This window comes from Tatumella ptyseos ATCC 33301 (genome assembly GCF_000735525.1).
GTDB lineage: Bacteria > Pseudomonadota > Gammaproteobacteria > Enterobacterales > Enterobacteriaceae > Tatumella > Tatumella ptyseos.
Genome location: NZ_JMPR01000033.1, coordinates 55,270 through 67,517, shown reverse-complemented (window position 1 = coordinate 67,517; position 12,248 = coordinate 55,270). Strand labels below are relative to the sequence as shown.

13 protein-coding genes are annotated in these 12,248 nt (G+C 48.2%); 6 read left to right on the top strand and 7 right to left on the bottom strand.

All coding sequences use genetic code 11. The annotated features are described in order from the left end of the window. Window positions 1–41 precede the first annotated feature (41 nt). From GTPT_RS09405 to pxpB, 3 genes are all read right to left on the bottom strand, one after another. Window positions 42–944, bottom strand: coding sequence for a homocysteine S-methyltransferase family protein (locus GTPT_RS09405; protein WP_029990964.1), 903 nt, complete (start codon window positions 942–944; stop codon window positions 42–44). Between the two features lie 199 nt (window positions 945–1,143). Beyond that, the gene (locus GTPT_RS09400; protein ID WP_038011308.1) at window positions 1,144–2,109 is read right to left on the bottom strand and encodes a 5-oxoprolinase subunit C family protein; all 966 of its coding nucleotides are present in this window, start codon (window positions 2,107–2,109) and stop codon (window positions 1,144–1,146) included. Beyond that, window positions 2,106–2,837, bottom strand: a complete 732-nt coding sequence (gene pxpB / locus GTPT_RS09395; RefSeq protein ID WP_029990967.1) for a 5-oxoprolinase subunit PxpB — start codon at window positions 2,835–2,837, stop codon at window positions 2,106–2,108. The genes GTPT_RS09400 and pxpB overlap by 4 nt, the downstream gene beginning before the upstream one ends. 144 nt (window positions 2,838–2,981) lie before the next feature. Here pxpB and GTPT_RS09390 point away from each other — a divergent pair, with 144 nt between their 5' ends. After that, window positions 2,982–3,761, top strand: coding sequence for a LamB/YcsF family protein (locus GTPT_RS09390; protein ID WP_029990968.1), 780 nt, complete (start codon window positions 2,982–2,984; stop codon window positions 3,759–3,761). A 16-nt stretch (window positions 3,762–3,777) separates the two neighbouring features. Here the strand turns inward: GTPT_RS09390 and GTPT_RS09385 are convergent, their stop codons facing one another. Further along, a complete protein-coding gene (locus GTPT_RS09385) occupies window positions 3,778–4,737 on the bottom strand; it encodes a hydroxyacid dehydrogenase (RefSeq protein WP_029990970.1) in 960 nt (319 codons plus the stop codon). A 195-nt stretch (window positions 4,738–4,932) separates the two neighbouring features. On the opposite strand from GTPT_RS09385, the gene GTPT_RS09380 reads away from it, so the two are divergent. The 4 genes from GTPT_RS09380 to GTPT_RS09365 all read left to right on the top strand — a co-directional run bounded on the left by GTPT_RS09380 (window position 4,933) and on the right by GTPT_RS09365 (window position 8,037). Continuing rightward, a complete protein-coding gene (locus GTPT_RS09380) occupies window positions 4,933–5,736 on the top strand; it encodes an amino acid ABC transporter ATP-binding protein (RefSeq protein ID WP_029990971.1) in 804 nt (267 codons plus the stop codon). Then, a complete protein-coding gene (locus GTPT_RS09375; protein ID WP_029990973.1) occupies window positions 5,733–6,389 on the top strand; it encodes an amino acid ABC transporter permease in 657 nt (218 codons plus the stop codon). Before GTPT_RS09380 ends, GTPT_RS09375 begins: the two co-directional genes overlap by 4 nt. A gap of 45 nt (window positions 6,390–6,434) precedes the next feature. Next, on the top strand, window positions 6,435–7,232 hold the full coding sequence (locus GTPT_RS09370; RefSeq protein WP_029990975.1) for a transporter substrate-binding domain-containing protein: 798 nt from the start codon (window positions 6,435–6,437) through the stop codon (window positions 7,230–7,232). A gap of 133 nt (window positions 7,233–7,365) precedes the next feature. After that, entirely contained in the window at window positions 7,366–8,037 is a 672-nt protein-coding gene (locus tag GTPT_RS09365; RefSeq protein ID WP_051170859.1) for a GntR family transcriptional regulator, read from the top strand. Here GTPT_RS09365 and GTPT_RS09360 read toward each other — a convergent pair. The 3 genes from GTPT_RS09360 to GTPT_RS09350 form a co-directional block, all read right to left on the bottom strand. Then, on the bottom strand, window positions 8,028–9,311 hold the full coding sequence (locus tag GTPT_RS09360; protein ID WP_029990977.1) for a Zn-dependent hydrolase: 1,284 nt from the start codon (window positions 9,309–9,311) through the stop codon (window positions 8,028–8,030). The two genes, GTPT_RS09365 and GTPT_RS09360, sit on opposite strands and share 10 nt — an antisense overlap. After that, on the bottom strand, window positions 9,308–10,525 hold the full coding sequence (locus GTPT_RS09355) for a pyridoxal phosphate-dependent aminotransferase (protein WP_029990979.1): 1,218 nt from the start codon (window positions 10,523–10,525) through the stop codon (window positions 9,308–9,310). The genes GTPT_RS09360 and GTPT_RS09355 overlap by 4 nt, the downstream gene beginning before the upstream one ends. A gap of 145 nt (window positions 10,526–10,670) precedes the next feature. After that, complete coding sequence (locus tag GTPT_RS09350; protein ID WP_029990981.1) at window positions 10,671–11,084, bottom strand: VOC family protein; 414 nt, start codon at window positions 11,082–11,084, stop codon at window positions 10,671–10,673. A gap of 91 nt (window positions 11,085–11,175) precedes the next feature. On the opposite strand from GTPT_RS09350, the gene GTPT_RS09345 reads away from it, so the two are divergent. Beyond that, a complete protein-coding gene (locus GTPT_RS09345) occupies window positions 11,176–12,039 on the top strand; it encodes a LysR substrate-binding domain-containing protein (protein ID WP_029990983.1) in 864 nt (287 codons plus the stop codon). The last annotated feature ends 209 nt before the right edge of the window (window positions 12,040–12,248 follow it).

The following is a 12,248-nucleotide window of genomic DNA, read 5'->3' as shown; positions in this document are numbered from 1 at the left end:
CGTCGCTGTCCCGTCCGTTAACAGGCAGGGGCAGCACTGTTTTAGTTATTAAGTGTTTTACTCAGTACCGCAATATGTTCCGGCCCGATCCCACAGCAACCTCCGATAATGGAAGCACCTGAGGTTACCCACTCTCTGGCAAACGTAAGGTAGCTCTGCGGGCCGGTATCCTTACGCATTTCACTGAGTCCTTCATTAGCACCATGCTTCGCATCCGAGGGGTCGAATGCATTGGCGTAAACACCGATAGCAACCGGTCGGGTCAGAGATTGTAATGTTTCCTGCGCTTCACAAACCGCACTGGTCATCACCTCAATACGGCTGCAGTTAAACAGAATGGCCTCAGCGCCACAGCCGACCGCCATGGATACTGCGGCGCTGACGGCTTCACCCGAGCGTAACACCGCCCGGCCGGAGGGGGTGAGTTCATCATTGAGTGTAAACGCGAGCCACAGCGGACGGTCATCACCGTTAAGCATCTCAGCAACGAAGTGTGCTTCCGCCAGCGAACTCAATGTTTCTGCCAGCCACAAGTCCGCAGCGTCGCGCTGATTTTCAATCATTACCTGCATCAGCTTCCGGGCCTGTTCCGGATTGAATAAATCAGGACGGTAAGAGCCCAGAACCGGCGGCAGTGAGGCCGCAACGCTCACCGGATGTCCGGCGGCATTCGCAGCGTCACGGGCCAGAGACGCAGCCAGACGGATCAGCCGGGGGCCATGTTCTGCAAAACGTTGTTCGCCAATATGAAAAGGGACGACCGCATAGCTGTTGGTGGTGATCACCTGAGAACCGGCTGCAATGAATGCATCATGTGCCTGTCGGACGAAATGAGGCGCTTCCATCAATGCCAGAGCTGACCACTCCGGCTGGCGAAAAGGTGCTCCCCTGCGGGCCAGTTCACGGCCCATTCCCCCGTCGAGAATGATGATTTCTTTACTCATAAAATGCCCGCTGTTTATCGTTGGCCGGTAATACAGATAAGTATCTGCAAAGTATCAACACTCTACAAAATGAGCGTCTGGATGTCTAGATATCTTTACGGATGTTCCTGAGGCTGACCGCCAATGGCGGTCATGCCCCCTGCCGTCGCGGAGACGCTCATAAGGGGCGGTATTAACACTGATGACCTATAAACCGGCATTACTTATCGGTGGATTTGGCCGCTGATCGCAATTTACGGCATAGATCGTTCAGAAGCTTTTGCCGGCCACACCAAAGCGTCTCGGCCCCGGAAACGGTTATCGGCTCAAAGCTGAGACTATCGCCGGGTTTTAGCTGCCCAAGACGCGCGAGATCAGCTCTTATGACTGTGGCAATTTTCGGATATCCTCCCGTTGTCTGCCGGTCATTCATGGCAATGATAGGCTGGCCATCGCCAGGGATCTGAATACTCCCCAATGAAATGGCATCTGAAATAATGTTAAACCCCCGCAAATGCGTCACTGGCTCGCCGATGAGACGATACCCCATGCGGTCACATTGAGTAGAAAGTCTGTATTGTTGACGGGTAAATAGTTTCCATGCGACATCATCAAAATAATTATCCTGCGGTCCCGGAACGACACGCACAGGACGTTTTTCCCTCTGCGGGAAAATCCGGTCGCTGGTGATATTATATTGCCTCTTCTCAGAGAGTGGCCGAAGAGGAAGTTTTGCGGCCTTTTGTAACGACCCTCCTTCAAATCCTCCAAGACGTGCCCGGCTCAACGTAGAGACACTTCCAAGTTGTGGCTGTACATCGAATCCCCCGGCCACTGCGATATATCCCCTTGCTCCGGACCGGACTCTCTGAACATGGAGTACATCTCCGGGGTTCATCTGATGAGAATGATAAATGGCGCAATGCACATCATTCAACGTGACCACGGCATCACCCGTCACCGCAAATATACAGGGAGAATCACCACAGAGCCTGAGTTTGGGGCCTGTTAAAGTGAACTCTATAACTCCCTCACCGGCATCATTCCCCGTCAGTGCATTAGCAATAGCATAACTCAAATCGTCCATGACACCCGATGGAGGAACGCCACAATCCTGGTAACTGAAACGGCCTCTGTCCTGTAACGTTGACATCAGCCCTGCTGATAATACTTCAAAATAATTCATGCTACAGTGACCCACTCAGGCTGAAAGTCTCTTTCGGCCATTAAATCAAGGTAATCCCGTTCACTCACAGGAATGAAACGAACGTTTTCACCGGCATTAAAAAGGAAAGGTTGTTCTCTGTTTGGATCAAAGTTTTTAACCGGTGTCCTTGCCAGTAAATGCCAGCCACTGGGTGCAGCCACAGATCCAATCGCTGATTGCTGCCCGCCGATACTGATACTTCCGCCAGGAACTTCCGCCCGTGGGGATGTCCGCCGGGCCAAATGTAAGCGTTCATCCAGCCCTCCCAAATAAGCAAAACCTGGCATAAAACCAATCATATAAATACGATAAATAGCAGCACTATGAAGTGAAATCAGCTCATCGGTAGTTAAGCCTAATGCCGATGCGGAGGTCAGCAGATCGATGCCATACTCTCCCCCATAACAGGCGGGGATTTGCCAGCATTTACCGGCGTGTTTAAGCATATTTCCGCAGACGATTAATTCTTCAAGGACATGGATTAACTCTGACTGACGAATAATTAATGCGTCATATGAAATCGTAACCGACCGGTAAGCAGGCACTAAACCAGTGATGCCTGGCAACTGTCTTTTTTTGATGGCAGCAACCAGCGATGTCACCCGCTCATTGACCCTGGTATTAATCACTTCACCAAAATCAATATTTATTGCCTGGTCTGCAATGGGCTGAACTACCCAATCCCCCGGGAGCGTCTTATCGTTCACCTGTAACCCCCCTGACATACATATTTGATCTTAGCTCGTGGAATACTTCTGGCATACCATAGGTATTACTGTCAATAAACGGTATCAGAGCAAATACTTATCAATTCTGTAAACATATAATTATCAGACGATTAGGGGAATAAAATGCTGATTGACCTGAATTGCGATATGGGTGAGAGCTATGGGGTCTGGGAAATGGGTGACGACGAAGAGATGCTTAACATCGTGACTTCAGCAAATATCGCTTGCGGCTTTCATGCGGGTGATCCGGAAGTCATGTTCACCACCCTGCAAAATGCACGTCAGAAAAATGTCGCTGTGGGCGCACATCCCGGATTTCCCGATATTACTGGTTTCGGAAGGCGAGTGATTAAAGGATTCTCATCCCGTGAAATTCGCAATATGATGATTTATCAGATTGGTGCACTCAAGGCTATGGCTGAGAGTCAGGGCCTCCGGTTACAGCATGTCAAAACCCATGGTGCACTCGGTAATATGGCCGCTGAGGATGAAGATATGGCCAGCGCAGTCGCCGAGGCAATTTATCAGGTTGATAAAGAGTTATTGATGGTGGTTATGCCCGGAATGTGTACTGAGAAAGCAGCGCTTCGTCAGGGACTCCGGGTGATCAGAGAGGTTTATCTCGACCGGGCCTATGCTGACAATGGTAATCTCCTCTCCCGCAGATTACCTGGCGCGGTGCTTCATGATCCGCGGGTTGCCAGTGAGCGTCTCCTGCAAATGATAGGATCCTCAGAAATTACCACCGTCAACGGCCAACGGATCCCGGTGAAAATAGATTCGGTTTGCGTACATGGTGATTCCCACGGTGCGGGCGCGATGGCGAAGGAGGCCCGATTTCTTCTTGAAAATCAGGGCATCACTTTTGCCCCGATGTCCGAAGTTATCCGAAGTAAAAATTGAGTCGCCTGCGTAAACCTCAGCGTTCCGGCCAAACGGCGGGATTGACGAGAAATGATGGTCGCTGGTGATTAACCACATCCAGAATGCCCTGTACCGCGGCCAACGCCATATTACGCATAGCACTTTCCGTCGAAGCTGCGGTATGTGGCGTCAGAATTATATTGGGTGCTGACATCAGCGGGGAATCCACAGGCAAAGGCTCCTGTTCAAAGACATCCAATCCGGCCCCTGCCAGTTTCCCGTGACGTAATGCTTCTGCCAGTGCATTTTCATCGACCAATGCGCCCCGGCTGGTATTGATAAGACAGGCACCTGGCTTCATAAGAGCCAGCCGGTCCGCATTAATCAAATGTTTCGTTTTCGGGGTTGAGGGTGCGTGTAAGGAAACGTAGTCACTTTCACGGAGTAACGATTCAAGGCTGGCAGCCTTGATACACCCGGCAAGGTTTATCGTTTCGGCTGGCTGGGATGAGAATACCCGAACCGTCATACCTAAACCCGTGGCCAGTCGGGCCAGGATTTGTCCGGTGGCACCATATCCAATAACCCCCAGAGACATCCCCATAATCTCCTGAAATCCTCCGAGATATTTCACTGAGGTATATTCATTATTACGCACAGCCTGGTCGGCGATAGTGATCCGTTTTGCCAGAGCGAATAATAACGCCATTGCATGCTCGGCCACTGACCGGCTATTCATTCCCGGAGTGTTGAGTACCACAATCCCCTTCTCTGTCGCGGCCCGGAGATCAATACCGTCCGTTCCGGTACCATGCACCGCGATGACTTTTAGCGCCGGAAATTGCCCCATCATTGTGCTTGTAAATTTCCCACTACGGAAAATAGCGGCAGTAATAAGGGAATGCAATGCAGGATCATCCGGACATTCACCACGGATAACCGTAAACCCTGAATCTTCTAACCTGCTGATACCAATGTGATTAATAGGGTGAGGCACCCAGCATATTTGCGTCATAAGTTAATCCTCGTCAGGTAATAAATTATTGGCATTCTCTTTGCATTTCTTTGGTATGCCAATAAAAAACATTCTTGGCTAAATCAGGGGTTTTTACCAGAGAAATTATTGTCCTTGTTATTCCCCCCCGATGAACGATAGCTCGCGGATTATTGACGATAAAATTTCCGTATTCAGATGCAGAGGAACAGCCGAATGTACGAAGCCCGACAACCTTTACTAAAAATACGTGAACTTAATAAAAGTTATGGTGAGCTTCATGTATTAAAGAACGTGGCCCTGGAGGTTTATCCGGGTGAAGTGGTCTCCATTATCGGAGCAAGTGGCTCAGGTAAAAGTACATTTTTACGCTGCCTCAATGTCATGGAAATGCCACAGAGCGGATTTATGAACTTTGGAGAATTTTCCTTTGATTTTCGTGATGGCGCTCGTGATCAACCGGATAAACAACAACTTCAGATGTTACGTCAGCAGATAGGGATGGTTTTTCAGAACTACCACCTCTGGCCACATAAAACGGTTCTGGAAAATGTTATTGAAGCGCCCATGAGGGTCAAAAAATTATCACGTCCGGAAGCTATCAGTATCGCAAATGAACTACTTGAGCGTGTTGGAATGTTCGACAAACGAGATCAATATCCGGCGCGTTTATCCGGCGGACAACAGCAACGTGTTGCTATCGCTCGTGCGCTGGCAATGAAACCTAAGATGATGCTGTTTGATGAGGCTACTTCAGCCCTTGACCCCGAACTGGTCGGTGAGGTGCTGGGCCTTATTGCGTCTCTGGCTGAAGAAGGAATGACCATGCTGCTGGTGACCCATGAAATCGCTTTTGCCCGCGAGGTATCCTCCCGGGTGTTGTTTTTTGATCAGGGAGTCATGGCGGTCGATGGTACGCCGGATGAAGTTCTGTCACGGCCTGAAAGCCCGCGTCTGCGTCAATTTCTCAGCCGCATTTTACACGACGACATCAAAGCGATTAAAGGAAATGCAGCATGATTCAATTTTATCAGGATCTACAGGATTATGGTCGTGGGTTTCTGACGGCAGCGATAACCGTGCTCGCGATCACTCTGCTGACAATAATCCTTAGTTGGGTCTTTGGGTTATTGGCCGCACTGGCAAAACGTTCTGAAATTGTCTTTTTCAGAAAGATTGCTGAATTTTATATTTGGTTTATTCGGGGAACCCCGGCCTTAATACAGGTATTTATTATCTATTTCGGAGTCCCGGAATTCGGTCTGAGTTTTTCTCCCTTTGTCGCAGGTGTTATTGCACTGGCAATGAATAGCGGTGCTTATGTGGCTGAAATTCTTCGTTCCGGCCTCAATGCTATTCCCAAAAGTCAGATCGAAACGTCTTATGCACTCGGTATGTCACGTAGTGATGTTATGCGCAGAATTATCCTGCCACAGGTATTCCGGATTGTACTTCCGTCACTCACCAACGAAGCAATTGCCGCTCTGAAAAATACCTCCCTGCTTTCAACAATTACGGTGATGGATGTCACCCTGTATGCACAAACGATTATTTCCAGCACATTCCGTCCTTTTGAATTTTATATCGCAGCATCGGTGATCTATCTGCTGATGACCTCCCTGCTGACGCAGTTTAGTAGCTGGATTGAACGCCGCCAGGAAAGGTATCAATAGCTTTTTAAATACACATTATTCTATTGTCATCACAGGAGTTATCGCATGAAAATGAAATCGCTTATTTATGGTTTTGTCCTGAGCAGTCTTTTGGGGTCCTCTGCAGTCTATGCAGATCAGAACGATAAACTCGAATTACTGAAACCCGGTGAACTTATTGTTGCCACTGAAGGTACTGACCCTCCTTACAGCATGCGCGGGCCGGACGGAAAGATTGGCGGTCTGGAAATCGCTGTTATGTCTGAAGTGGCCAAACGTTTACACCTCAAACTTGTTCCTGTCGTCACAAAATGGGACTCCATTCTCATCGGATTGAGAGCGAATAAGTTCGATATGAGTATGGCTGCAATTGATATTACTCCGGAACGTCAGAAATCTGTGGTCTATGCAGATGCCTGGATTGAATCAGGAGGAAGAATTATGGCGCCTGCAAATACCGATATTAAAAGCCCGGATGACCTGAAAGGAAAAACTATCGGTGCTCAGGTGTCATCCACTTATGCCAAACTGGCAATCGCCCACGGTGCCAATCTGAAAAACTACAGTGATATCACCTCAGCTGTACAGGATATGATAAATCATAATATCGATGGGGTGATTAATGATTCAATAAGTAATGCTTATCTGATTAACCATAATCACCTGCCATTTGTTCAGGTTCCCGGCTACCTGAGTCAGGTTCAGAAAGGTTTTACATTTGCTAAAGGTAAACCTCACCTGGTCGCGGCTGTGAATAAGGCGCTTGCTGATATGAAAAAAGACGGTACTTATGCCAAAGTGACGTCTGCAATCATTGGTTTCGACCCTGCGCCTAAGGACCCGGTGCGTACACTACCACAGTGATCCTCTCCGGACGCTGAGCACCCGGTTACAGTTGCAGACTTCACAAACATTCTGAAAGCACTTATTGTCACTTCTGGCGGTCCTCATACGACCGCCGCTGTGTATTCATTCATCTTAATATGAGTAATCGATCATGGCGCTTGCTGACCAGTTAATCCCGGAGGCAGATAATGGCGAACAGAACCTCAGCCAGAAAGCCTACGAAATTATTTTAAACAACATTATTAATCGTCAATTTGCTGTCAACACCGTACTTCAGGAACGACGGCTGGCTGAAATGCTGCATATTTCGAGGACACCTGTACGAAACGCGCTAAGCCGCCTTGAAAATGAGGGGTTTATTGCCAGACACGGGGGACGCACCTCCGTTGTTAAAGAATTCTCCATTCAGGAACTGATTGAGACACTGCATATACGACGTGTATTGGAAGCAGAGGCTACCCGACTGGCAACAGGAAAAATCCCTCTCCGGGAACTGGATACCCTGCAGGTTCTGATTGAGGGCTTATTGATTAAAAAAGTTCCTTTGACAGACGATGACTGGGCCGCGGATGCCAGAATTCACGATCTTATTACTTCCCACTGCGGAAACAAAATGATGGCCGATTATATTAAAACCCTGCGGCTAAAGACCCATATGTTTAATCTTTCAGCCACTCCGGAACGTTTTGAGGAAGGGCACCGTGAGCATCTGCAAATTATACAAGCGCTGAGGGACAATCAACCAGAAGTAGCACAACGTCTGGTTGCTGCCCATATAGATCATATTCGCGATGGTATCATCAGCCGTCTGAATCAGTTTTGATCCGTGTAAAGGAGATTATAAATCGCCTGGTTAAGCACACTCACCGCACAACAAAAATCAGTGAATTCCATCGCCTCATCAGGATTGTGGCTGCCGTTCTGATTTCGGATAAACAACATCACGCCAGGCACACCACAGCTAACAAACTGAGCACAATCATGACCGGCACCACTATTCAGCAATTGTGCCTCAGTTTTTAGTTCCCGGGCAGCATCCTGTAATGCCGTCACCAGGACAGGATCCATCCTGGCGGGCTTACTGCGCGTCTGCGCGCCGAAATCAAAACGAACCCCGTGTTTCTCAGCCAAAATATCAGCAGTCTGTTGCAGGTGGGTATGAATAACTTCCAGTGTTTCAGGATCACGGGAGCGGAAATCAATGGAAAAATCGACAAGCCCGCTCACTTTACTCATATCGGCATCAACAGCATCAGTAAAAAATCGACCGAAAGTTACCGTCAGTTCGTGACCTTCTTTTTCCATTGCATGCCAGTAACGATGCATTTCGCTCACCAATTCAGCCGTTGCAATAACAGCATCTTGTCGGCAATAGGAAGGACAAGCCCCTGAATGCGCATATTGTCCGTACGTTCTGGCAAAACGATAACGCAGGCTGCCACAAATACCGGTGACAATCCCCACAGGAATACCGGCACTTTCAAGTATTGGCCCTTGTTCAATATGTATTTCTAAAAATGCACGAAAATCGGTACGATGAAATAAAGGAGGATCGTTTATTAATTTATCCGGCTGACCACCGCAGTCAATCATATGCTGCCGGAGAGCGATACCGGTATCCTTACGGGGTATCGTAAGATCTGTAGGATTAAGCTCGCCCAGTACAGCCTTACTGCCAAGATAGGAAATCGGGAACCAGGCACTTTCCTCTGCCCGAATAGCAATGACCATTAAATCACAGGGAGGAACCCGCCCGGCGTTCTTCCAGCCAAAAATTATCGCGAGTCCTGCCAGAACGCCTGCGGCCCCATCATAATTTCCTCCTGCAGGCACGGAGTCCAGGTGTGAACCAACGACAATCTTACTGGCCTGTCGGTCTTGCCCCGGAAGAATAATATAGAGATTGAGAGCGGCATCGGTGAGGACTTCAAAACCGGCAACTTCTGCCAGATGTTTGACCAGTTCGTGAGCACGCTGCTCTCCGGGCCCATACGCATCCCGGGTAATTCCTTTGCCATCAAAACTCATGCCCTGAAGTTGTGTAAATAATTCAGCCGCCAGAGTCATATCTGGCACTGGAAGTAATTCTGTCGTCATTTTAATCTCTCCACAGAGGCGACAATGGCCCGGCAAGCTGTCATCAGATCTTCACTGTTAATACTGAATGCCAGTCTGAAATGACCCGGCATACCAAACGCACTGCCGGGAACGACAGCCACTCCGGCAAACTCAATCAGAAAACCGGCAATATCCTGATCGCTGAATAAAGGAGATCCGCCCTCAGGGCTTTTTCCGAATATTGACCGGCAGTCGACAAATAAATAAAAAGCGCCCTGGGGTTTTTCAGCCTTAAGGTAAGGTGACGCATTCAGGATATCGAGTGCATGATCGCGGCGGGTCTTTAATATATCCCGCCAGACGGTCAGGAAGGAATGATTTCCCGTCAGGGCGACAGTGGCTGCGGCCTGACTGATAGAACTTGCATTTGAAGTACTTTGTGCCTGAATTTTTTCCATGGCCTGAATCAGCCATTCCGGTCCGCCGGCATAACCGAGACGCCAGCCTGTCATGGCATAACCTTTCGAAACACCGTTCAGTGTAAGGGTACGCTCTTTGAAACCGGGGTTGGCTGTGGCAAAGGAAATAAAGGAAGCATCGAAGGTAATTGCTTCATAAATATCGTCTGACAGGACAAGCACCTGAGGATAATCTTTTAGTACAGCGGCCAAAGCCAGTAATTCCTGCCGGGTATAAATAGCTCCGCTGGGATTACCGGGTGAATTGATCAGTAACCACTTAGTTTTCGGCGTCAGACTATTAAGCAATTGCGAAGGAGTTATTTTATATCCCTGCTCTGCAGCAGTGGTAATGATTACCGGTACCCCATCCGCTAATCGTACCATTTCAGGGTATGAAACCCAGTAAGGTGCGGGGATAATCACTTCATCGCCGTCATTCAACGTTGCCTGAAATGCATTAAATAATAGTTGTTTTGCCCCTGTTCCGGTAATGACCTCTGCGGCGGAATAGATAAGGTGATTATCATCCAGAAACTTCTGACAGATAGCCTCCGTCAGGTCTGATGTTCCCCTGACATTAGTGTATCGTGTCTGCCCTTCAATAATGCCTTTAATGGCACCGAGCTTGATGTACTCCGGAGTCTCAAAATCCAGCTCTCCTGCACCCATATTAATAATTTTCTTCCCGCTGGCTTGTAACTCACGGGCGCGTTGTGCAATTTGCACCGTCATGGATAATTCTGTACGCGATACTCTTTTTGCCAGTCGGCTGTCGGTGTTATTTTGAGACATTCTGTATACCTGCAAAGATATTTTCTAAGTAAGACCCTTAATGAGCACACGCAGGATGACTCCGGATCCACCTGATCTTTTAATCCGACCTTGTCGGGCAATAATAATGTCGGGTATGCCAGCGTAGATTTTTTAATCAAGCTTGCTATTGAGCGAATAACTGTGATGAATCTTCGAATCCCTTAATTTCTATCGGGTTTCCGGAGGGATCCTGAAAAAACATAATCCATTGCTCCCCGGGTTCCCCGGCAAATCGTTTTTGGGGTGGCAAAATAAAGTCAATCGCCGCTGACTGTAGTTTACGGGCAATGACTTGCCATTCGTTAAGACTCAGTACCAGCCCTAAATGAGGCATTGGGACCCAATGGTCACCGACTTTTCCTGTAAGTGTAATTTTAAAAGGCTCACCTAAATGCAGGGATATCTGATGTCCGAAAAAATCGAAATCCACCCAGGTTTCTGTACTCCGGCCCTCAGTACACCCTAATAAATCACCATAAAACTGGCGACTCTCATCAAGATCGTTAACGTGGTAAGCAAGGTGAAATACTGATTTCATCGTCTTTCTCCGGTCAGGTATTGAGAGAGCTTCTCAAATCATGTACAAAAGAAATAGCATGTTTTTATATATTCGTTCGTAAGGAAAAGTTGTGGATAGCAAAGCCCTTGCAAGTCTGATCTCAGCGATTGAATGTGGTTCCATTGCCAAAGCATCCCGTCAGCAAGGGATCACCGCAGCCGCAGTGAGTCAGAGAATTCAGGTACTGGAGGAAATGCTCGGTACAACATTACTTAACAGAATGGGACATACCGCAAAACCCACGGATGCCGCGATGGCCATATTACCCAGAGCCAGGCGTATTGTCCGTGATGTCGAATTGCTGCGTAGCGATATTCAGACAAATACGCTCAGTGGCAGCATGAAGATGGGTTCTATTTCGACGGTACTGACAGGCATTCTCCCGCGTGCCCTGTTATCATTACACCATGAAGCGCCGGATATTCGTCCACAGATCACCCCCGGTACCTCAAGTGCACTCTATGATGCGTTGGTACAGGAAATTATCGATGTGGCAATTATCGTACAGCCTCCCTTTGATATCCCTAAATGCTATCGCTGGCAACAGCTTTACGCTGAAGAGCTAATATTATTGTCAGATACGCCTGAGAGTAATGTGTCTGACTTACTGCAAACCAGACCTTATATCCGTTATGCCTCCGGTTCATGGGGAGGGCGTCTGGCACAACAATATCTGGATGACAATGCTCTCCAGCCAAATCAGTTGCTGGAACTGGAAGGTATCGAGGCTATTACACTTCTGGTGAGGGAAAAAATGGGGATAAGCTTACTTCCTCGTTGGCCCGGACTTTCTGCCATCGCGACAGGACTCACTCAGTTACCCGTCGGCAAAGGATATGAACGCAATATTATTTTAATGGCAAGACCCGAATCTGTCAGTGATAAACTCTTTCGCCTTCTGTTCTCAGTTCTCAGCAGTCAATATCCGGGCTGATTAACGCCTGACACTTCCCCCTGATCAGATAGACGTGATTAATATCTTCGCGACAAATGTTGTAGTCAAAACCTGGTAACGATAAGAACGAAAAAACGGCGGTTGCCATTCATTACTCTTCTTAGCATATAACCTCCATTCAACAGAAATAGCGGGCGTACCGACAGGAAGCTCAGCGGATCTATAAAGCCGCTCAGTGTCAGACGGCT